The organism is Corynebacterium halotolerans (assembly GCF_050107895.1).
Classification (GTDB): domain Bacteria; phylum Actinomycetota; class Actinomycetes; order Mycobacteriales; family Mycobacteriaceae; genus Corynebacterium; species Corynebacterium halotolerans_B.
In genome coordinates, this window is the sequence record NZ_JBNILW010000001.1 from 188,604 (window position 1) to 209,770 (window position 21,167).

The 21,167-nt window shown below is 65.4% G+C and carries 18 protein-coding genes and 2 pseudogenes; 11 read left to right on the forward strand and 9 right to left on the reverse strand.

The window, feature by feature from the left end:
* Positions 1-11: 11 nt before the first annotated feature.
* On the reverse strand, positions 12-746 hold the full coding sequence (lexA, locus tag ACQCVD_RS00860; RefSeq protein ID WP_426821798.1) for a transcriptional repressor LexA: 735 nt from the start codon (positions 744-746) through the stop codon (positions 12-14).
* 500 nt (positions 747-1,246) lie between these two features.
* Here lexA and ACQCVD_RS00865 point away from each other — a divergent pair, with 500 nt between their 5' ends.
* The gene (locus ACQCVD_RS00865; RefSeq protein WP_426821799.1) at positions 1,247-1,423 is read left to right on the forward strand and encodes a hypothetical protein; all 177 of its coding nucleotides are present in this window, start codon (positions 1,247-1,249) and stop codon (positions 1,421-1,423) included.
* Positions 1,424-1,507: 84 nt separating this feature from the next.
* Positions 1,508-1,966 (forward strand): transcriptional regulator NrdR, encoded by a 459-nt coding sequence (nrdR, locus tag ACQCVD_RS00870; protein ID WP_426821800.1) that lies wholly within the window; start codon positions 1,508-1,510, stop codon positions 1,964-1,966.
* Positions 1,967-2,108: 142 nt separating this feature from the next.
* Here nrdR and ACQCVD_RS00875 read toward each other — a convergent pair whose 3' ends face one another.
* A complete protein-coding gene (locus ACQCVD_RS00875) occupies positions 2,109-2,396 on the reverse strand; it encodes a hypothetical protein (RefSeq protein WP_426821801.1) in 288 nt (95 codons plus the stop codon).
* A 100-nt stretch (positions 2,397-2,496) separates the two neighbouring features.
* On the reverse strand, positions 2,497-6,402 hold the full coding sequence (gene hrpA, locus ACQCVD_RS00880; protein WP_426821802.1) for an ATP-dependent RNA helicase HrpA: 3,906 nt from the start codon (positions 6,400-6,402) through the stop codon (positions 2,497-2,499).
* A gap of 141 nt (positions 6,403-6,543) precedes the next feature.
* Here hrpA and ACQCVD_RS00885 point away from each other — a divergent pair, with 141 nt between their 5' ends.
* Complete coding sequence (locus ACQCVD_RS00885; RefSeq protein ID WP_426821803.1) at positions 6,544-7,617, forward strand: hypothetical protein; 1,074 nt, start codon at positions 6,544-6,546, stop codon at positions 7,615-7,617.
* Positions 7,618-7,701: 84 nt separating this feature from the next.
* Here the strand turns inward: ACQCVD_RS00885 and ACQCVD_RS00890 are convergent, their stop codons facing one another.
* Positions 7,702-8,703, reverse strand: coding sequence for a hydrogen peroxide-inducible genes activator (locus tag ACQCVD_RS00890; RefSeq protein ID WP_426821804.1), 1,002 nt, complete (start codon positions 8,701-8,703; stop codon positions 7,702-7,704).
* A 198-nt stretch (positions 8,704-8,901) separates the two neighbouring features.
* On the opposite strand from ACQCVD_RS00890, the gene ACQCVD_RS00895 reads away from it, so the two are divergent.
* The 4 genes from ACQCVD_RS00895 (at position 8,902) to sucD (ending at position 12,559) form a co-directional block, all read left to right on the forward strand.
* A complete protein-coding gene (locus tag ACQCVD_RS00895; protein ID WP_426821805.1) occupies positions 8,902-9,498 on the forward strand; it encodes a peroxiredoxin in 597 nt (198 codons plus the stop codon).
* Positions 9,498-10,022 carry a carboxymuconolactone decarboxylase family protein gene (locus ACQCVD_RS00900; RefSeq protein ID WP_426821806.1) on the forward strand — a complete coding sequence of 175 codons (525 nt, stop codon included), beginning with the start codon at positions 9,498-9,500 and terminating at the stop codon, positions 10,020-10,022. Before ACQCVD_RS00895 ends, ACQCVD_RS00900 begins: the two co-directional genes overlap by 1 nt.
* A gap of 415 nt (positions 10,023-10,437) precedes the next feature.
* On the forward strand, positions 10,438-11,628 hold the full coding sequence (sucC, locus tag ACQCVD_RS00905; RefSeq protein ID WP_426821807.1) for an ADP-forming succinate--CoA ligase subunit beta: 1,191 nt from the start codon (positions 10,438-10,440) through the stop codon (positions 11,626-11,628).
* Positions 11,629-11,674: 46 nt separating this feature from the next.
* Positions 11,675-12,559 (forward strand): succinate--CoA ligase subunit alpha, encoded by an 885-nt coding sequence (gene sucD / locus ACQCVD_RS00910; RefSeq protein ID WP_426821808.1) that lies wholly within the window; start codon positions 11,675-11,677, stop codon positions 12,557-12,559.
* Here the strand turns inward: sucD and ACQCVD_RS00915 are convergent.
* The gene (locus ACQCVD_RS00915) at positions 12,556-13,485 is read right to left on the reverse strand and encodes an EamA family transporter (RefSeq protein WP_426821809.1); all 930 of its coding nucleotides are present in this window, start codon (positions 13,483-13,485) and stop codon (positions 12,556-12,558) included. The two genes, sucD and ACQCVD_RS00915, sit on opposite strands and share 4 nt — an antisense overlap.
* Positions 13,486-13,600: 115 nt before the next feature.
* On the opposite strand from ACQCVD_RS00915, the pseudogene ACQCVD_RS00920 reads away from it, so the two are divergent.
* From ACQCVD_RS00920 to ACQCVD_RS00930, 3 genes and pseudogenes are all read left to right on the forward strand, one after another.
* Positions 13,601-13,705 (forward strand): annotated as a pseudogene (locus ACQCVD_RS00920) (helix-turn-helix domain-containing protein); the annotation flags it as partial.
* Between the two features lie 199 nt (positions 13,706-13,904).
* Entirely contained in the window at positions 13,905-14,429 is a 525-nt protein-coding gene (locus ACQCVD_RS00925) for a LysR substrate-binding domain-containing protein (RefSeq protein ID WP_426821810.1), read from the forward strand.
* 212 nt (positions 14,430-14,641) lie between these two features.
* Entirely contained in the window at positions 14,642-15,265 is a 624-nt protein-coding gene (locus ACQCVD_RS00930; protein ID WP_426822075.1) for a DedA family protein, read from the forward strand.
* A 66-nt stretch (positions 15,266-15,331) separates the two neighbouring features.
* On the opposite strand, the pseudogene ACQCVD_RS00935 reads toward ACQCVD_RS00930, so the two are convergent.
* Together ACQCVD_RS00935 and arsB are read right to left on the reverse strand one after the other, a co-directional pair.
* A pseudogene (locus ACQCVD_RS00935) lies at positions 15,332-15,648 on the reverse strand (low molecular weight phosphatase family protein).
* Positions 15,645-16,775, reverse strand: coding sequence for an ACR3 family arsenite efflux transporter (arsB, locus tag ACQCVD_RS00940; protein ID WP_426821811.1), 1,131 nt, complete (start codon positions 16,773-16,775; stop codon positions 15,645-15,647). Before arsB ends, ACQCVD_RS00935 begins: the two are co-directional and overlap by 4 nt.
* 83 nt (positions 16,776-16,858) lie before the next feature.
* Here arsB and ACQCVD_RS00945 point away from each other — a divergent pair, with 83 nt between their 5' ends.
* Positions 16,859-17,206 (forward strand): ArsR/SmtB family transcription factor, encoded by a 348-nt coding sequence (locus tag ACQCVD_RS00945; RefSeq protein ID WP_426821812.1) that lies wholly within the window; start codon positions 16,859-16,861, stop codon positions 17,204-17,206.
* 79 nt (positions 17,207-17,285) lie between these two features.
* Here ACQCVD_RS00945 and ACQCVD_RS00950 read toward each other — a convergent pair whose 3' ends face one another.
* Entirely contained in the window at positions 17,286-19,817 is a 2,532-nt protein-coding gene (locus tag ACQCVD_RS00950; protein WP_426822076.1) for a DEAD/DEAH box helicase, read from the reverse strand.
* A 164-nt stretch (positions 19,818-19,981) separates the two neighbouring features.
* A complete protein-coding gene (locus ACQCVD_RS00955) occupies positions 19,982-21,124 on the reverse strand; it encodes a PAC2 family protein (protein ID WP_426821813.1) in 1,143 nt (380 codons plus the stop codon).
* Positions 21,125-21,167 lie beyond the last annotated feature (43 nt).

Sequence of the window (21,167 nt, forward strand, 5' to 3'; positions counted from 1 at the left end):
GGGGAGGGAAGTCAGAGCTTGCGCATTACCGAGACAACCTTGCCCATGATCTGGGCGTTATCGCCCGGAATGGGGGAGAAGGCATCGTTGTGCGGCAGCAGCCACACACCAGAGGAGTCCTTGTGGAACTCCTTGACGGTAGCTTCGCCCTCGATCATCGCGGCGACGAATTCGCCCTGCTCCGCCACCGGCTGGGAGCGGACGACGACCCAGTCACCGTCGAGGATGCCGGCGTCCCGCATGGACTCACCGACGACCTGGAGCATGTACAGCTCGCCGTCACCGACGATCTCCGCGGGCAGCGGGAAGTGGTCGGAGACATTCTGTTCGGCAAGGATCGGCGAGCCGGCGGCGATGGAACCGACGACCGGGATGTAGTTGGGGGCACTGGCCTCGGACGGTACCTCGGCAGCGGTTACGGCGGCGACGGGTTGGCCGGACGCCGGTTCCGGGGTCCCATCGGCCCCCGGGAGGTGCCGTACGTCCACGGCCCGGGGTTTGTTGGGATCGCGGCGCAGGAAACCCTTCTTCTCCAGTTCCTTGAGCTGGTAGGCCACCGAGGAGGTGGACTGGAGCCCGGTGGCGTCACCGATCTCCCGGATGCTCGGCGGGTACCCGCGCAGCACCACCGCATCTCGGATCACCTCCAGGATCCGGCGCTGCCGGTCGGAGAGGTCCGACAGCTGCAGCTTGCCGGCCGACTCCTTCTTGATCGCGGTACTTGCTTTGGTTTTGGGGCGGGCCATGTCGGTGACTCCTTCGGGTCGTGACCTGGGCGGGTTCTTGGAACAGGTGGTTCGGCCGGTGACAGGTGCCGTACCGGATGGCGGAACGGGGAGGGTTGTTCGAACGGCGGCGCGTGCAATGCGTTCAACCTTACCTAATCACCTTCGAACGTAACACGGATGTTCGACAAATGGGAGCTTTATCTGGACAGGTGTTCGATGGCGTGTTATAAATCGAACACAGCAACGTATTCGAACATATGGGCGGATGGCTGTTCGATGGGTTCCGGTCGGGGCCTAACCTGGTCCGCAGACGAAAGGAAACTTCGATGACTCTTTCCCTCCACCGCCGCCAACCAGCTGTTTACCCGCCGCGCTGCAATCCGCGTGTCGTCCCTGCCGCGGCTGTCTGGGATTCCGCAGGCGAGCCTGCGGGACCTGGCCGGAGCGTGGAAATTCGGCGCCTTGCCCCGGAAATTCGAACAGATAAACGATCAATCAGGCCGGAGCTGGACGCAGGGGTGCGTTCCGCTGGTGGAGGTGGGCACCGGTTCTTCGGGGAGACGGCCCAGGCCTATCTGGTCGGCGGGATCTTCGGTCTGAGTCTGGTCGTCGGTGCCGTGTTGGCCGGAGCAGACGAGGAGCCGGGGGCGGTTCCGCCTACCCCGGCGGAGCAGTCGGTGGAATCGCTGCGCTGACCATCGGGGCAGGTAACCTATGAGTCGCATGGATGTTGTGGGCCTGCCCCGCATCCCGTTCGAAAAGGAAGGTGTCCGTCCCGCGTGTACTGTCCATTTTGTCATCATGACCACTCCCGGGTGATTGACTCCCGCATCGTCGAGGCCGGGACCTCCATCCGCCGCCGCCGGGAGTGCACCAACTGCCACGGCCGATTCACCACGATCGAAAAGGCCGTGCTGCTCGTGGTCAAACGAAATGGCGTGACGGAGCCCTTCAGCCGGGAGAAGGTGATCACGGGAGTGCGTCGCGCGTGCCAGGGACGGGACGTCACCGATGACGCCCTCAAGCGCCTGGCTCAGGAGGTCGAGGAGACGGTTCGCGGTCACGGCAGCTCCCAGGTCAACGCCAATGAGATCGGGCTGGCCATTCTTGATCCGCTCCGGGAACTCGACGAAGTCGCGTACCTGCGTTTCGCATCGGTGTACAAGTCCTTTGAATCGGCGGAGGATTTCGAGTCGGAGATCCGGCTGATGCGGCGCCGGGCACGATCAGGGGAATAGGTCTCGGAGCCACCGGAGCCCCGGGCCGGACCGGGGACGGGCAAGGCGCGGCGGAGCTGCTCCGCATCGCGGAGGACACCCTCCAGGTGGCACCCGGCAGCCTCTGCCACCTGTCGGGAGACGACGTTGTCGGTCCGGCTCCTCACCGCGGGGCCCGGCTCATCAATGAGACGTGCCTCGATAGTGCCGCAGTAGCGCTCCCCGAACTCCGCCCACTGCAACGCGAATACAGTGTGTCCGTGCTGCCCACTGTGAAGTCCCGGGCCATCTCCCGGGAGTAGTCGACCGGTACCGTGGTGTAGCGTTTCATCCGCTCATCGATGGAGCAGAGATAGACATCCTCGGCGTCCTCCGCCCGCATCGTCCTTAAGACGAGTCGACCGTCGGAGAGTTCAGCGGCGGGCAAGGGCCAGGTGAAGATCTCGGTCACCGTGCCGATGGTAGTGGGTGGGGGCCTGCGCGACGGCGCGCCGGCAATGGGAGGGCCCGCAACCCTCTGGCGGGGTGGCGGAACCGGGACGGAGCCTGCCTCAGCGCAGCTTGTCCACGGCTTTTTCAATCCGGCGTTCGGAGACGGACCCGGCGGTACCGAGGCGCTGGGCAAATAGACTCACCCGCAGTTCCTCGATCATCCAGTAGACGTCCTTGACCTCGCGGGTCTTCTCCTTGCCCTTCGGCAATTTCTTCAGCTTCTGGTTCAGGTAGTCATGGACGTGGTCGATGATGTCCTGACGGTCGGCGTCCTTGTCCGGGTCCCGGGACATCTCCTCGAGCCGGATCCGCATCGCCTGCAGATAACGGGGGAGATGCCGCAGGTGGCTCATCCCGTGGACGCTGATGGCGTGCGGTGGCAGGAGGAACTCCAACTGGGACTTCATGTCATCGATGGTGTCGCCGGTCCATCCCTTGAGTTCGGCCGCCACGTTGGCGTATTCCACCAGTGCCGGTGCCAGTGCCACGACGGTGCGGCGAACCTCCCCCGGGATCTCGGGGGCCACGGCCGCCTTGAGCTCCTGGAACTTCTCGGGGTCCCGCACCGGGCCACCGTGGCGGAGCATGGCGTCCCGGATGGCGGCGATGCGGGCGTCGGCGACCAGACCCTCCGGCCCACCGTGGGGATAGTTGTCCACCGCCACCCGCTGCTGGAGCGGGAGGCCCTTGACCATGTGCGCGGGGTTGACGGTGATCTCCCGCATGAGCAGTGTCAGCGTGGCCGTCATGAGAGAGGCGTCCGCCTGCGCCTTGGTCGGCAGCACCTTCACGGCCACCCCGTCCGCGGTCGCCACCAGCGTGGGGTAGGCGGTGACGTTGTGCCCGTCCACCTTCGTCACGACCTCCTCCGACAGCGTGCCCAGCGAGTCCGGGGTCCACTCCGTGGCGGTTGCAGTCTCCGACTGCCGCCCGGCCCGGGACACCGAGGACCTGATCTGGCCGGCCCGGCGTTCCCGTAACGCAGCGAGGCTTTTGTCTGTGTCCGTGATCTTGCCCCGCTTGTCGACGGCCGCGTAGGTCATCCGCAGGTGCGGGGGCAGGACGCCCGGACGGAAGTCATCGGCGTTGATGCCGCTGCCGCCCAGGGCGCGCAGGGCCTCCGCCAGCTGCTCGGTGACCGGACTGAGGTAGGGGGTGATCTTCGTCAGCGCCCGCGCGGCGAAATCCGGGGCGGGCACGACGGTGCGCCGCAACGCCTTGGGGAGGGTGCGGATCAGTTCGGTCAGCAATTCCTCGCGCAGACCGGGCACGAGCCAGTCGAAACCTTCGGTGTCCACACCGGCGAGCATGGGAAGCGGGATCTTGACGGTCACGCCATCCTGCCGGTGACCTGGCTCAAACCGGTACTCCAGCTCATAGTCGATGTCCCCCTTACGCCAGGTGTCGGGGAAGGCTTCTTCAGTGGCGCCTGCGGCGGCTTCGTTGAGCAGTGCCTCGGGATCGAAGTCGAGCAGGTGGGGATTCTCGCGGGACTCCTTCTTCCACCAGTTGTCGAAGTTGCGTCCCGTGGTCGCCTCCGCCGGCAGCTTGGCATCGTAGAAGTCGAAGAGGGTGTCCTCGTCGGCGACGATGCCTCGGCGACGCAGGCGTTCCTCCACCTCGGCGGCCTCGTGCAGCTTCGCCACGTTCTCGTGGAAGAACTTGTGATGGGTGTTCCAGTCACCTTCGATCAGGGCGTGCCGGATGAACATGTCCCGGGCGGCCTCGGGATCGATCCGGTGATAGGACACCACGCGGTCCGCGATGATCGTGACGCCGTAGAGGGTGGACTTCTGGTGTGCCATGGCCGCCTGCCGCTTACTGGACCAGAACGGTTCGGAGTACTGGTGCCGCAGCAGATCGCCGGCGAGCTTCTCCACCCAGGCCGGTTCGATCCGCGCCACGTCCCGTGCCCAGAGCCGGGAGGTCTCCACCAGCTCTGCAGCCATGAGGAACTGCGGGGGCTTCTTGGCCAGGGAGGAACCGGGAAACACCTTGAAGCGAGTGCCACGGGCGCCCTGGAATTCCTTGGAGTCGCCGTCGCGGGCTCCGATACGGGAGAGCAGACCGGACAGCAGAGCGCGGTGGATGGCATCCGCGTCACGGTCACCGAGCACCTTGTCCTTCGTGGACCAGCCCAGCTGCTTCGCTACATCACGCAACTGACGGACCAGGTCCCGCCACTCACGGATCCGCATGTAGTGGAGGAACTCCTTTTTCATCCGCCGGCGGAAGGCGTTGCCGGTCAGATCATCGCGGGTCTCGTGGAGATAGTCCCAGAGCTTGAGGTAGCTGAGGAAGTCACTGTCGGTGTCCTTGAAGCGGGCGTGGGCCTGGTCCGCCTGCGCCTGGTGCTCCAGCGGGCGTTCCCGCACGTCCTGGATGGTCATCGCTGCGACGATCACCAGGACGTCGTGCAGCGATCCCATCCGGTTGCCTTCCACCAGCATCCGGGCCATCCGCGGATCAACCGGGATGCGGGCCAGGTCACGGCCGACGGGAGTCAGCACCGGCTGGCCGTCGTGTTCGCGTTGTTCGATCGCGCCGAGCTCATGGAGCAGCAACAACCCGTCACGGATGGCACGCTGGTCCGGAGCCTCGACGAAGGGAAACTCGTTGATGTCGCCGAGCTTCAGCGAGGCCATCTGGAGGATCACGCTGGCCAGGTTCGTGCGCAGGATTTCCGGATCGGTGAACTCGGGCCGGGAGTTGAAGTCCTCTTCCGAGTACAGCCGGATGGCGATGCCGTCGGCGACACGCCCCGAACGCCCCGAGCGTTGGTTGGCACTGGCCTGGGAGATCGGTTCGATGGGCAGGCGCTGCACCTTGGTGCGCACCGAATACCTGGAGATGCGAGCCGTGCCGGTGTCCACCACATAATGGATGCCCGGCACGGTCAGCGAGGTCTCCGCGATGTTCGTGGCCAACACGATGCGCCGCCCGGAGTGCGGGGAGAACACCCGGTGCTGCTCCTGGTTGGACAGTCGGCCGAAGAGGGGGGTGACCTCCACCCTCCGCCACTTCCGGCCCTCGATCGCCTCCATGGCGTCACGGATATCCCGCTCGCCGGGGAAGAAGCAGAGGATGTCCCCCTTGCCCTCGGCCATGAGCTCCTCGATCGCGTCGCACAGCCCATCCAGCGGATCCTGGTCCACCAGCTTGCCGCCGGCCTCGAACTGCAGCGGCCGGTAGCGGATCTCCACCGGGTAGGTACGCCCGGACACCTCGACGATGGGAGCGGGATTGCCCTCGGCATCCGCGAAATGCTCTGCGAAGCGCTCGGGGTCGATCGTCGCGGAGGTGATGATCACCTTCAGATCGGGCCGCCTGGGCAGCAGTCGACGGAGGTAGCCCAGCAAAAAGTCGATGTTCAGGGAACGCTCGTGGGCCTCATCGATGATGATCGTGTCATAGGCGTTGAGGAAGCGGTCCCGTTGCATCTCCGCGAGGAGGATACCGTCGGTCATCAGCTTGACGGCCGTGGTCTGGGAGACGCGGTCGTCGAAGCGGATGGCGTAACCCACCGAGTCACCGATCTCCTGGCCCAGCTCCGAGGCGATGCGCTCGGCGACGGTCCGCGCCGCCAGGCGGCGCGGTTGGGTGTGGCCGATGAAGCCACGTCGGCCGCGGCCGAGTTCCAGGCAGATCTTCGGGATCTGGGTGGTCTTTCCGGAGCCGGTCTCACCGGCGATCACCACCACCTGGTTGTCACGGATCGCCTCGGCCAGGTCATCGCGCCGGGCACTGACCGGGAGGGATTCCGGGTAGGTGATCTCCGGGATGGCGGCGTCGCGGCGCTCCACCTTGAGTCGGGCCTGATCGATCTCGGCGCCGATGTCCTGCAGCGCCTTCGGGGCGCGGGCCTTTTTCAGTCGCCGGGAGAAGTTGCGGGCGTCGGCGAGCGTGACGCCGTCAAGCAGATCGTACAGCTCGTTCTTGGACCGGGGTTCGGACGAAGTAGTCATGTCAAGTTCCAGAGTCTAGCTTCTGGGCTCCGTCGAGCTGGTACGCCGGTCGGGTGGGTAGGCAGCGGCGTCGGGGGCCGCCGGGTAGTTTTGATAGGGAAGGACATGCCCGCCCAACGACTAGTGGATGGTTTCACATTTATGACCCAACCTCCGAACAATCAGAATCCCTACGGCTCCCCGGGGCCCAATGACGGGGAGGAACCTGCCGACGACAACCGCCACAACGACGGCCAGGGTGGTGGACGGCAGGAGAACGGGCCCGGGCCATCCTTCCCGTCCTATCCCTCCTACCCGTCGACCCCGCACCCGGAGGACAACCCCGGTGGTTTCGGTCCGCAGCCGGGTTATGGCAGCGGCGGCGCAGGTTACGGCGGTTACGGCTACGGCCAACCGGGGCAGGGGTACGGCTACCAGGGCTACGGGGACCAGGGGTACGGACAGACCGCCGGCGGACCACCGATGACCAGCGGTAACGGCCGTGTGGATGTGATGATGGCCGTGCGCTACGCCTTCAAGGCGGTGTTCTCCAACGCCCTGATCTGGATTCTGGGCACCTTCCTTCTGTTCGTCATCATCTTTGGAATTTCCTTCATCGTGGCCTTCGCCAGCATGCCGGCCTCGGGGGAGGTCCCTGCCACCACCAGCCTGTCCCTCATCCCGAACATCATCATCGGGCTGCTGTCCCTGCTGTTTTCGGTGCTGGTCTACACCGGTGCCCTGGCACAGCTGGACCGGGCGAAGATCGGGCTGGGGGATTTCGTCCGCGACATCCGCTTCTGGCCGACCTTCGCGGTGCTGTTGATCACCAACGTGGCGACCTCCCTCGTGTTCGCCCTGGTCAACCTGCTCTTCCTGCCGGACATCCCGACTTCTCCGACAGCGACGGTGGATGGTGCCACGGTGGCCGGGATCCTGTTCGGTTCCCTGGGGCTGGCTCTGCTCATGGTGTTGCTCTCGCCGCTCTACTCCTTCATGCCCTGGTACGCAGCCGACGGCCGGGAGGGCATCGGGGGCGCCATCTCCCACGGTTTCCGGGATGGCGCACGGAACTACCTGCGGCTGCTGGCGTATTTCATTGTGGGCGGCATCCTGCTGGGACTCGCAGCGATGATCACGCTGGGCCTGGCGCTGATCGTTCTGGCGCCGGCCTGGATGCTCAGCTTCGGGCATCTCTACCGCCAGATGGCCCGGGAGCCCTATCCCACCGCCTAAGCGGTGCTGTCCACAAAACGGGGCACCCTCCCCACTGCCACGAGGCGGTGGGGAGGGTGCCCCGTTTCCGTGGGGTCAGGAAGGTCAGGAGGCCGCGGCGGCCGTGACGGCGCCATCCGCGACATTGACGACGCCGCCGGCGATGTCGGTGCCCGCAGCTGTCGCGGACTTGTAGGCGCTCTTGATCAGCTCACCCAGCGCCTTGAAGTCCTCCGCCCGGGAGCTGGAGCTCCGGAAGACCAGACCGATCTCCCGTTCGGCGGTGACCCCGTGGTTGAAGGTGGCGGTGCCCAGGCCGGCGCGGCGGCACTCGCTGTCGACGGCGCTGCGGGGTACCAGGGTGGAACCCAGGCCGCCGATCACCAGCTGCATGACGGTGGTGAGACTGGCCGCCCGGGTGACCGCGGTGGCTGCCTCAGACGGGTTCACGTTCGCCCGGCGGCACAGGTCCATGATCTGATCGTGGAGACAGTGGCCGTCATCCAGGAGCAGCAGGTCCAGGTTGTCGAGGACATCCAGTCCCAGATCGGTCCGACCGGCCAGCTCATGCCCCTCAGGCACCACGACGATGAATTCCTCGTTGTAGAGGGGGAGATCCACCATGCCGTTGGCCTCGGACGGCAGCGCCATCAGAGCGGTGTCGAGTTGTCCGTCCCGGAGCATCTGGATCAGGTGCCTGGTCTGGTCCTCCACGATGCGGGGTTCCAGGTCCGGGTATTGTATCTGGATGTTTTTCAGCAGGTCCGGCAACACATAGGGCGCTACCGTGGGGATGATGCCGATCGTCAGGGGGCCGGCCAGCGTCCCGTTGGCGCCCCGGGAATGGGCCAGAAACGCATCTGCAGCCTCGAGGGTCTTCTTGGCGTAGGGGAGCAGCTCCTCGCCCGCACTGGTGACGATGACCTTCCGGGTGGAGCGTTCAATCAGCTGGACGCCGAGCCCGGTCTCCAGCGCCACGAGGGCCTGGGACAGCGAAGGCTGGGAAATACTCAATTTGCCAGCTGCGGTGCCGAAATGCTTGTTCTCCGCGATGGTTACGAAGGTGCGCAATTGGGAGAGGGTCGGACGGTACTCCTTATTGTTCATGCCTATCACTATATACACAACTAAGTTGTGATTGCTATTGACGTAGGTGAAATTTTTGGGCATAATGGGTGCCGGCGCCGAGAGGCAGGGCAGTCCCTCATCACTGATCCTGAATCTGCCCTTCGGCATGCCCTGTATGCCCCGGGGAACGCTGTTATTCCTGGCGTTCACTTTCAATCGACTTTTAGGAGATGCACTATGGCGATTTTGACTGTTGGAGAAAAGTTCCCTGAGTTTAAACTCACGGCTCTGAAGGGCGGCGACCTGCACCAGGCCAACGCCCAGCAGCCGGAGGACTACTTCGAGGAAGTTTCCCTGGACAAGTACGAGGGCAAGTGGAAGATCGTCTTCTTCTACCCGAAGGACTTCACCTTCGTCTGCCCGACCGAGATCGCCGCATTCGGCAAGATCAACGAGGAGTTCGAGGACCGCGACACCCAGGTGCTCGGCGGCTCCGGCGACAACGAGTTCGCCCACTTCAACTGGCGTGCCACCCACCCCGAGCTGAAGGAAGTTCCCTTCCCGATGTTCGCTGACGTCCGCCACGACCTGATGCGTGCCCTCGGTGTCGAGAACGCTGATGGTGTCGCTGACCGCGCCACCTTCATCATCGACCCGGACAACGTCATCCAGTTCGTCTCCGTCACCCCGGATGCCGTCGGCCGCAGCGTCGACGAGGTGCTGCGTGTCCTCGACGCGCTGCAGTCCGAAGAGGTCTGCGCCTGCGACTGGCAGGCCAATGACCCGACCAAGAACATCGACAAGATGGATGTCGTCCAGGGGGCGCTCAAGTAATGTCGATCGAGAACCTCCGTTCCGGCCTGCCGGAGTACGCCAAGGACCAGAAGCTCAACCTCGGTACGCTGACCCGCTCCACCGAGCTTTCGGAGCAGCAGCTGTGGGGCACTCTCCTGGCTTCGGCGGCCGCCACCCGCAATGACACCGTATTCTCCGAAATCTCCGAGGAGGCCAAGGAGCACCTGTCGGACGAGGCTTTCGAGGCAGCACTTGGTGCCGCCACCGTGATGGCGATGAACAACGTCGCCTACCGCGCGAAGGGCTGGCTCGGGGATGACTACGCACAGGTCAAGTTTGGCCTGCGCATGAACATCATCTCCAAGCCCGGTGTCGAGAAGGCCGACTTCGAGCTGTGGCAGATGGCAGTGTCCACCATGAACGGTTGCGAACACTGCACCATCGCCCACGAGAAGGTCCTGCGCGAAGCTGACCTGACCAAGGAGCAGGTCTGGGAGGCGATCAAGGCCGCCGCCGTCGTTCAGGCTATCGCCCAGGTCGTTCAGATCGAGGCTGCCCGCTAGGGTTACTCGCCTGCAGCCGTCACCGGCTCTGCAAGGCGCACCGCCACCGGAAAATTCCGGTGGCGGTGTTTTTTGCGTCTGAGGGGACAACTAGAGTCCCGAACAGGGTGTGAACGCCCGCTCTGCCCGGCTGGGGAGGTGTGCTGAGTGATGCCAGCCACGGAGTCCACGGAACGTTCATGTCGCCCTCCGTCCGCGCGGAGAAAGCTCCAGTTCCGGGAATTCGGAAGCTTTTCGTCCTCAGCTCGACGCCATACGGTGATAGAGTTCACCTTTGTAGGCGTTTCGTGACCCAGGCTTTATTGTTCGCCCGGCTCTCGGGATGGTCGACACCCGAATACTTGCCAGGCTCGACCGGGGAAGGCCGAGCCACCGACGACACCCGGCCCGCGGGGGCCGCGAAGGGGGATACCACGTGGATCTCTTTGAGTACCAGGCACGCGACCTATTCGAGGCCCATGATGTTCCGGTCCTGCCGGGGCTGGTGGCCAACACTCCGGAGGAGGCCCGCGACGCCGCGGCCCGCATCGGCGGGACCACGGTGATCAAGGCGCAGGTCAAGATCGGCGGCCGGGGCAAACTCGGCGGCATCAAGATCGTCGACACCCCGGCCGAGGCCTTCGCGGCCGCCACCGGGATGCTGGGCATGGATATCAAGGGATATCCGGTGGACAGGGTCATGGTCGTCCAGGCCGCAAAGGTTGATCGGGAGTACTACTTCTCCGTGCTGCTGGACCGTGCCAACCGCTCTTATCTGGCGATGTGCTCTGTGGAGGGCGGCATGGAGATCGAGCAGCTCGCCGAGGAGAAGCCGGAGGCCCTGGCGAAGGTGGCGGTGGATCCGCTCACCGGGATCGATGAGGCCAAAGCCCGGGAGATCGTGACCGCTGCCGGCTTTGACTCGGAGATCGGGGACAAGGTCGTTCCGGTCCTGCAGCGCCTGTACGGGGTCTACCGGGACGAGGACGCCACGCTCGTGGAGGTCAACCCGCTGGTGCTCACGGAGTCCGGAGAGGTCCTCGCCCTGGACGGGAAGATCACGCTCGATGACAACGCGGACTTCCGCCACGACAACCGCGAGGACCTGGCGGTCTCCGCCCATGATCTGGATCCCCTGGAACTCAAGGCGAAGAAGAACGGCCTCAACTACGTCAAGCTCGACGGTTCCGTGGGCATCATCGGCAACGGCGCCGGTCTGGTCATGTCCACGATTGACGTGGTGGCCAATGCCGGCAGGCGTCACGGCGGGCAGAAACCCGCTAACTTCCTGGATATCGGGGGCGGCGCCTCGGCGGAGGTAATGGCTGCAGGACTGGACGTCATCCTGGGAGATGGTCAGGTCAAGAGCGTGTTCGTCAACGTCTTCGGCGGGATCACGGCCTGTGACGCCGTGGCGCGCGGCATTGTGGGGGCCCTGGACTCCCTGGGCGACGCCGCCACGAAGCCGATCGTCGTGCGTCTGGATGGCAACAATGTAGACGCGGGGCGCCGCATTCTCGCAGAGCACGGCCACCCGCTGGTCACCGTCGTCCCCAGCATGGATGAGGCCGCGGACAAGGCCACCGAACTGGCCGCCCGGTCCGAGCTGGCCGCGCTGGGCAACTGACCCCTCGCCACCATTCCCACACCGAGAGAACACGCAGGAGACACACATGTCGATCTTTCTCGACGAGAACTCGAAGATCATCGTCCAGGGCATCACGGGCTCCGAGGGACGTGAACACGCCACCCGCATGCTGGCGGCAGGCGCGAACGTCGTCGGTGGCACCAACCCCCGCAAGGCCGGGCAGACCATCACGCTGCATGGCACCGAGCTGCCCGTCTTCGGGACCGTGGCTGATGCGATGGCGGAAACCGGAGCCAACGTCTCGGTCATCTTCGTGCCTCCGGCCTTCGCCAAAGCGGCGATCATCGAGGCCGTGGACGCCCGCCTGCCCCTGGCGGTGGTGATCACCGAGGGTATCCCCGTCAAGGACACCTCCGAGGCCTGGGCCCACGCCCGCCAGGTCGGTGGAACCCGGATCATCGGCCCGAACTGTCCCGGCATCATCACCCCCGAGGTGTCGCTCGCGGGCATCATCCCAGCGAATATCTCAGGCTCCGGCCCCATCGGGCTGATCTCCAAGTCCGGCACGCTGACCTACCAGATGATGTACGAGCTCTCGGACATCGGTTTCTCCACCGCGCTCGGTATCGGCGGGGACCCGGTCATCGGCACCACCTACATCGATGCGCTCGAGGCGTTCGAGGCGGACCTGGATACCGCTGCGATCGTGATGATCGGTGAGATCGGCGGCGACGCCGAGGAGCGCGCCGCCGAGTACATCCGGGAACACGTGTCCAAACCGGTCGTCGGCTACGTGGCCGGCTTCAACGCGCCGGAGGGCAAGACCATGGGGCACGCCGGTGCGATCGTCACCGGTTCGGAGGGAACCGCCCAGGCCAAGAAGGAGGCCCTCGAGGCCGCCGGCGTGCGGGTGGGCACCACCCCGACAGAGACCGCCAATCTGATGCGGAAGCTGGTCGCGGCGCGCTAGCTCCTGATGCATGACGACGCCGCGGGTTCCGCGGCCAGCTGCTCCCTCGGCGCGGTGGGGCGCCTCGCCCTCCCCGAGAGTGTGGTGCCGATACTGGCGCTGATCACCAGGGCGATGGCCGCCAGCTGCCAGGCGTTCAGATCCTGGCTGAGCAGCAACCAACCGAAGAGGGCCGCGAACACCGGCTCGAGGCTGAGCAGGATCCCGAACACCCCGGGCGGTAGCCGACGCAGGGCCATCAGTTCCAGCGAGTAGGGAACCAGGGAGCCAAGGAGGGCTGTGCCCAGTGCCAGGAGCAGGAGGTGGGGATCACCGACGATGACGAGTGCGCCCTGGAAGCCTGCGGGCACCGCCGCGAGGCCGCCGATGAGGAAGACGACCGCCAGCCCGCCCTGGCCGGGGATCACCTCACCCACCTTGGCACTGGCCAGGATGTAGCAGACCCAGAACACCCCCGCGATCAGGGCCAGGGCGATGCCGATCGGGGCGAGCTGGGACTCACCGCCGAGCGCGTCCCAGCCGAGCAGGCCGAGCCCGATGGCGGCTGCCAGCACGCAGGCCAGGTCGACCGGCCGTCGCGAGAGCACCGCGGCAAGCAACAGGGGCCCGAGGAACTCGATGGTCACCGCCACTCCCAGGGGGATGTGGGCGATCGAGGCGTAGAAGAAGCTGTTCATCAACCCCAGTGAGAGTCCGAAGACGATCACCCGGCGCCACTGCATGGCGTTCCATTGCCGGATGCGGGGGCGGGTGAACAGGCACAGGATCAGGCCTGCGATCAACAGCCTTAAAGCGCTGACGCCCCAGGCGCCGGCGTGCGGGAAGATCTGCACCGCGAGAGAAGCGGCGAACTGGAGGGACATGCAGGAACCGATGACCAGGAAGACCGCGGAATCCATACCGCGATTGGAGGGGACGTTGTTCATGCCTCTCAGTCTCGGCTGGATTCACCTGACGGTCTAGCGGTTGTTTCCGTAGAGTACTTGTCGGAAACACCGACAGAATGGGGGAGGGGCGATGTATAACCTGCACCGGCTTCGGATGCTGCATGAGCTGCGTCGCCTGGGAACGGTCACGGCCGTGGCCCAGAGCCTGCACTTCACCCACTCCTCTGTCTCCGAGCAGCTGCGCCAGCTGGAGGTCGAGGTCGGTTACCCCCTGTTGGAGAAGGTCGGCCGCAGGCTGCAGCTGACGGAGCAGGGCGAGATCATCGCGGACTACGCCGCCCGCATGCTGGGGTTGGCGGACCAGGCACTCACCGACGTCGCCGCCGCCACCGGGGAAGTCACTGACACTGCTGGCCGAAAGGCATCCCGGGCTGAAGGTACGCATCATCCACCAGGATGTGCACGGTTCACTCAAGGCGCTGCACGCCCGGGATGTGGATCTGGTGATCGGGGAACGTTACCCGGATTCCAGCCTGGCGGAGCTGGGCCAGGGAATCGACCTGGAGGTGATGTTCGAGGATCCCATGGTCCTGCTGTTGCCTGCGGAGAGACCGATGTCGATTGAGCCGGCTGATCTCTCCGGGCTGGCCGAGAGTCCCTGGGTGATGGATCCGCCCGGTGTGATGGCCGGACGATGGCAGCGCGCCTACTGCCGCAGCCACGGTTTCGATCCGATCGTCCTGGTGGAGACCCCGGATCCGTTTCTCCAGTCGCACCTGGTGGGCGCCGGCCACGCAGTAGGTCTGCTCTACTCGTTGCTGGCCACGCCGTTACTGGGGAAAGTCAAGGTACTGCCCTTGCCGGGGCGGCCCCACCGCACGTTGTTCACTGCGGTGCACAAGGCCCGGCGCAACCATCCGGCGCTGCGCGCGGTCCGCCAGGCACTTGCTGACGCCGCCCACGACGAGGCGCCGCTGTCCTGAGCCACCGGGGGCCGGGGAGTTCCCTCGGCGGGAAAGAGCTTGCCCGTTCCGGGAACCGGGGCTATCCGCGCTAGGCTGCATCCATGACGTTGAATGAAGAACCGGACGTGCCCGGGGCGGCCACCGGTGCCGACGGGGCCGGGGCACGATCACCTGGGGCGGAGAAGAAGGAAGAGCCGGAACTGCCGAAGTTCCTCGCCGAGCCGGAACGCATGGACATCGTCCTGTTCGTGGCGTTGCTGGCCATGGGGTTGTTCTCCCTGGCGATGATCCCGCTGCGCGCCTGGCTGCTGACCGAGCCGCTGGCCTACACGTTGCTGGTGGGCGGCTACACCAGTGCCGTGGTCTCCGGGGCAAACGCCTCGGTGGGCAACGGCGTCTTCGTGGTGTACCTGCTGTGCACCGTCGTCGGCGCGGTGAAGTTCATGCCCGTCTACTGGCTGATGGGCAGGCGCTGGGGCACGGAGTTCATCGACATGTCATTGCAGTACATGCCCCGGGCGCACCGGATCTTCCGCCGGGCCGTGGACTCGGGATCCCCGCGGACCAAGGCGTGGACGTTGTTCTTCGTGCCGCTGGGCTATATGCCCGGGCCTGTCCCGGGCACCGTGGTCAACGCGGTGGGCGGCCTGCTCAAGATGCGCTTCCTGCTGATGCTCGCGGTCAACGTGGTGAGCATCCTCGTGATCAACGGCCTGATGATGTGGCTGGGCTACCGCTTCGGCGAACCCGTCCTGGACGTGGTCGACGTGATCAACCGGTACATGCTCTGGATCACGCTGGGGCTGCTGGCCCTGATGTTCTTCCAGGCGTGGCGGCGGTCGAAGAATAAGTAGCCAGGCAATCAGTCAAGGTCCGGCTACTGACAATTGGAAACTGTCCAGCTGCCCGATGGTCAGCACTTAGCCCACGCCCAACTCGCCCACCAACGTCCGCACCCGGGCGTCGATGTCGTCGCGGACCAGGCTCATCCGTTCCGGGCCTTCGATGCCGCGTTCGGCGGGCTCATCGGCCGCCCAGCGTTCCAGCGTGGCGCGGGCCCCTCAGGTAGCTCCAGCTGGGCGTGGGCCCGAGGATGATCGCGCGGTCCACCTCACGCAGCAGCTGCGGATCCACCCCCTCGGCACGGCCCGTGGGGCATGTCGGCCAGGGCAGTAGCCATCTGTGCCTTGCCGCCGGTGCCGACGCAGACGAACAGGATTTTCGGCGCAGTGGTCATGATGCGATGGACTCCCTGGTGCTGGAGTCGGTGACGCGGGAGGCAGGCAGGGTGGGGTCCGCGGGGAAAAGTTTCGGGCCCAGCCACAGCATGACGTAGACCAGGCCGACGAGCACAGGCACCTCGATCAGCGGGCCGATGGTGCCGGCGAGGGCCTGTCCGGAGGTGGCGCCGAAGGTCCCGATCGCCACGGCGATGGCCAGCTCAAAGTTGTTGCCGGCGGCCGTGAACGACACCGAGGCGGACTGGGCGTAATTCATTCCGGAAGCCTTCGAGGCGAGTAGGGCAATGGCGAACATGCCGACGAAGTAGATCAGCAGCGGCGCGGCCAGGCGGGCAACGGCCCAGGGGTTGGTGGTGATTTGCTCGCCCTGCAGGGAAAACAGCAGCACGATGGTGTAGAGCAGACCGATCAGGGCCAGCGGGGAGATCCTCGGCAGGAAGGTGTTCTCGTACCAGCCGCGCCCCTTGGTCTTCTCACCGATGATCCGGGAGAGCACTCCGGCCAGCAACGGGATGCCGAGGAAGATGAGGACGGAGGTGACGATCGCCCAGAAGGAGAACACGGCGGACGTGGCTTCCAGCCCCAGCCAGGAGGGTAGGATCTGCAGGTAGAACCAGCCGAGCGCGCCGAACATGATTACCTGGAACACCGAGTTGATGGCCACCAGCACGGCGGTGGCCTCCCTGTCGCCGCAAGAGAGATCGGACCACACCAGGACCATGGCGATGCAGCGGGCCAGGCCCACGATGATCAGGCCGGTGCGCAGCTCCGGCTGGTCGGGCAGGAAGATCCAGGCCAGGGTGAACATGAGTGCCGGACCGACCAACCAGTTGAGAACCACGGAGACCGTCAGCAGTCGTTTATCGGCGGCGATCTCGCCGGCCTTGTCGTAGCGGACCTTGGCCAGCGGCGGGTACATCATCACCAACAGGCCAACAGCGATCGGGATGGAGATCCCGCCGACCTCCAGGGAACCGAGACCCCCACTGAGCCCGGGGATGGCCCGGCCGAGCAGCAGGCCTGCCGCCATGGCCAGAATGATCCACACCGGCAGGTAGCGGTCCAGGAAGGACATGCGGGCCGGGTGCGGGGCAGAGGAAGCGGGCCGATCAACTGCGGGCATGTGGCAACTTTCGTGAGGCATTGATGTCCATCGATATCAAAAGTAGAACTGATATAGATGCCTGTCAATATAGAATGGTGGCCATGATGACGCCCGAGATCCTTCCCCTGACCGACCTGTCGGCCTGCTGCTCCCTCGGGGCCGGCCCCCTGAACACTAGTGAGGCGACGCGTTACGCCACCCTGTTCAAGGTGCTGGCTGATCCCACGCGCCTGCGTCTGCTGTCCCAGCTGGCCGCCGACGGCTGCGGTCCGGTCAGCGTCAATGAGCTCACCGAGACGTCGGGACTGAGTCAACCCACGGTGTCCCACCACCTGAAGAAGCTCACCGAATCGGGGCTGCTGGAAAAGACCAGGGTGGGCCGGAGCGTGACTCATCAGGTGCGTCCCGAGCTCTTTGCCGAGCTACGCACGGTGCTGCAGATGGACTGACCGTTCCGGGGCAGCACCGCCGGGTCCGGGGACGGGGAACCGGCCCGCCGCGGCATTGTTAAGCGGGCCGCGAAAGCAGCTACACCTGCTTCATCTCCAGGTGGGACAGGCGCACCTCGCCGACCTCGTCGGAGGCGTCCAGGTCCACCACACCGTGCAGCTGGAAGGCGTTGTCTCCCTCGGGGTCCTTGATGATCTGGCGGACCTGCCAGGAGCGGCCGTTCTCGGTGACCTGGAAGTACTCGTGCCCGCGGGCGGCGGAGCCGGTGTCCAGGTCCGCGTAATTGTCGAAGTAGTCGTCCATCGCCGTGCTCCAGTCCGGCTTGTCGGCACGGTCCAGATACTCGAGCAGCTCGGCCAGGCGGTCCTCCTTCTCGAAGGCGAAGAGCTCCACCATACGGAAGAAGAAGTTGCGCACCATGATCTTGAAGGCCCGGTGGTTGGCCGTGAGCGCAGTGGGGTCCTCGACACCGAAGGCCAACTCGCGTTCCAGGTCCGCCTTGGAGATCGGGGTGTCCTCATCGCCCATCTGGGCCCACTCGTCGATCAGGGAGGAGTCGACCTGGCGGATCAGCTCACCCAGCCAGGTGACCACATCCGCCAGCTCCTCATTCATCGCGGATTCCGGAACCGACTGCTTCAGGGTGCGCCAGGCGTCGGTGAGGTAGCGCAGTACCACGCCCTCGGAGCGGGCCAGTCCGTACGTGGCCACCAGATCCGAGAAGGTCATGGCGTGCTCGATCATGTCGCGGACCACGGACTTGGGCGAGAGCTCGAATTCCTTGGCCCAGGGGGCACCCTGGACGAAGGTCTCGTAGGCGTCCTCGAGCTCCTCCTCCAGGGGCTTGGGCCAGGTGACGTCCTCAATGATCGCCATACGCTCGGTATAGTCCACGCCCTCGGCCTTCAGCGCCGCGATCTCCTCGCCACGGGCCTGCTTCTGCTGGGCCTGCAACACCTGGCGGGGATCGTCGAGGATCGCCTCGAAGGTGGAGATCACGTCCACGGTGTAGGTCTCGGACTCCTGGTCCAGCAGGGTCAGTGCCGCCAAGGCGAAGGGGGAGAGCGGCTGGTTGAGGGCGAAGTCGCGCTGCAGCTCCTGCGTCAGATGGTAAGGGCGTCCCTCGGAGTCCTTTCCGCCCTCGGACTTGACCACGATCTCGGCGTTGAGCAGACCGCGGAACAGCTCCAGCGCGGTCAGGATGTCCTTGTTCTGCTGCGCCCGGGTGTCGTGGTTGTCGCGCAGCAGGTGTTTCATGTGCTCGTAGGTGTCCCCCGGCCGGGCGATGACATTGAGCAGCATGGAGTTGGTGACCCGGAACTGGGAGGTCAACTGCTCCGGTTCCGCGGTGGTCAGCCGCTCATAGGTCTTCTCGGACCAGGTGACCTCGCCCTCCCGGGCGTGCTTGAGACGCAGCTTCTTCAACTTCTTCGGGTCAGTTCCGGCGCGCTGGCGCAGTCGCCAGTTCTCGATTTCGTGCTCCGGTGCCTCGACGACGACGGTGCCCTCGGTGTCATAGCCGGCACGGCCCGCCCGACCGGCGATCTGGTGGAACTCCCGGGACTTCAGGATTCGCTGGCGGGTGCCGTCGAACTTCGCGAGACCGGTCAGCAGCACGGTACGGATCGGCACGTTGATGCCCACGCCCAGGGTGTCGGTGCCACAGATGACCTTGAGCAGGCCGGTCTGGGAGAGCTTCTCCACGAGCCGACGGTACTTGGGCAGCATGCCCGCGTGGTGCACGCCGATGCCGCGGCGCAGCAGCTTGGACAGTTGTTTGCCGTAGGTGGTGGTGAAGCGGAAAGCACCGATCTCCGCGACGATCTTCTCCTTCGTCTCCTCGTCGATGATCTTCAGGCTCGTCAGCGCCTGGGCCCGCTCGGTGGCCTCACGCTGGGAGAAGTGCACCACATAGATCGGGGCCTTGCCGCCTTCCAGCAGTTCCTCGATCGTCTCGTGGACCGGGGTGTACACATAGGAAAAATTCAGCGGCACCGGACGGGAGGAACCGGCCACCAGGTCGGTGTCCCGGCCCGTACGTCGGGTCAGATCGTCCTGCAGCCACTGCGTGTCGCCCAGGGTGGCGGACATCAGCAGGAACTGGGCCTTGGGCAGTTCCAGCAGCGGCACCTGCCACGCCCAACCGCGGTCCGGCTCGGAATAGTAGTGGAACTCGTCCATGACCACCTGGTCGATGGCGGCGCCCGCGCCGTCGCGCAGCGCGATATTGGCCACAATCTCCGCGGTGGCCGCGATGATGGGGGCATTGCCGTTGACGGTGGCGTCACCGGTCATCATACCGACGTTCTCGGGACCGAAGATCTCGCACAACGCGAAGAACTTCTCACTGACCAGGGCCTTGATCGGCGCGGTGTAGAAGGAGCGCTGTCCGCGCGCCATGGCGATGAAGTGTGCGGCGTTGGCCACCATGGACTTGCCGGACCCGGTGGGGGTGGCGAGGATGACGTTGTCACCGGCGAGGATGCCCAGGGAAGCCTCTTCCTGGGCGGGATAGAGGGTGATGCCGCGTTGTCGGGTCCACGAGAGGAAGGACTCGAAGATCGACTCATCCAGGAGTGATTCCGGGACTTCCGTCAGGTCAGGCAGCATCTGGGAGAGATTCACATCTACCAACGTAGTCGGTGGGTGGGACACCGGGTGGAAAACCCCCGCTGGAGTGGCGGAGTAGATGGCAGGGAAACGACAACGGCCGGAGCACCTGCCTGGGGTGCTCCGGCCGGAGTCAGCATCGGGGGAGAGAACCGGGCCGGATGCTACTCGTCATCGTCTGGGGAATCAGGGTCCTGGGGGTCATCGGACGATGAGCCGGTTTCCGGCCCCGCTGCCCCGGGGCCGGTCCCATCCTGGGGATCCTCCTCAGGATGGGCAGTTCCGGTGCCGTCGGCGCCTTCCGAGGGGGCGTCGTCCGCGGAGGTCCCGGGAGTTGTGGACTCCTGATCCCAGATCTGCGCGGTGCCGGACTTGTCCCCGCCCTGATCGTCGAGGTGGGCCAGGAACTCCTCGAACTTCTCGCCCAATTCGTCACCGCTCGGCAGATCCTGCTCACCGGGAAGTGCCGTCTGGGGATGGCTCTTCCGGTACCGCTCGACCTCTTCGTCGTACTGCACCTCCAGGGCTCGGACGACCTGCTGGATCTCGCCGCTCTCCTCCACCTGCTCCACCAGTTGGTGGGACACCCGGCGGGCGTCGTTTTCCAGTGCGAGCAGCGGCAACTCCAGACCTGCGGCGTCGGCGACGGCCTCCAGCAGACGCAGGGTGGCCTCCGGGTAGGGCGAAGCGGACAGGTAGTGGGGCACATGCGCGGTATAGCCCGCGACATTGCGGCCCCGCCGGTGCATCTCGCGTTCAATGTGCAGTGAGGCAGAACCGGGCACGACCAGGCGGGAATCGAAGTTGAAGAGCTTGCCCACCAGGTCCTTGTCGTTGCCGTGCGCGGACACCACCATCGGGCGGGTATGGGGCACGGTCATCGGGGCAGCGTAGAGGCAGATGGTCTGCTCCACACTGAATTTATCCGCGAGATCTGCGACGGCGCGGGTGAACGCCTCCCAGCGCAGATCCGGCTCGGGGCCGGACAACAGCAGGAACGCCTTACCCGCGGAATCGCGCAGGACGCTCATGTTCAGATTCAGGTGCTCGGCCGCGGAGATGTGATCGCGGTCGATCGTCACCGAGGGGCGGCGGGAACGGTAGTCGATCAGCTCATCGTTGTTGAACGACGCGATGGGACGGTTATCCAAGGCGGCGAGCAGGTGCTTGGCACCGGCCTCCACCGCGTGGCCGGCATCGGCGTAACCCTGCAGGGCGATCACCAGGGTAGGACCGGACTGGCCCTGACTGGTCACCTCTGGAGACGGATACTCCAGCTCATACATGCGGCGCGTGTTCTCCGACATGATCTCCTCCTCATTCTGCGGTGCTTCTCGAGCGGGGCAGGGT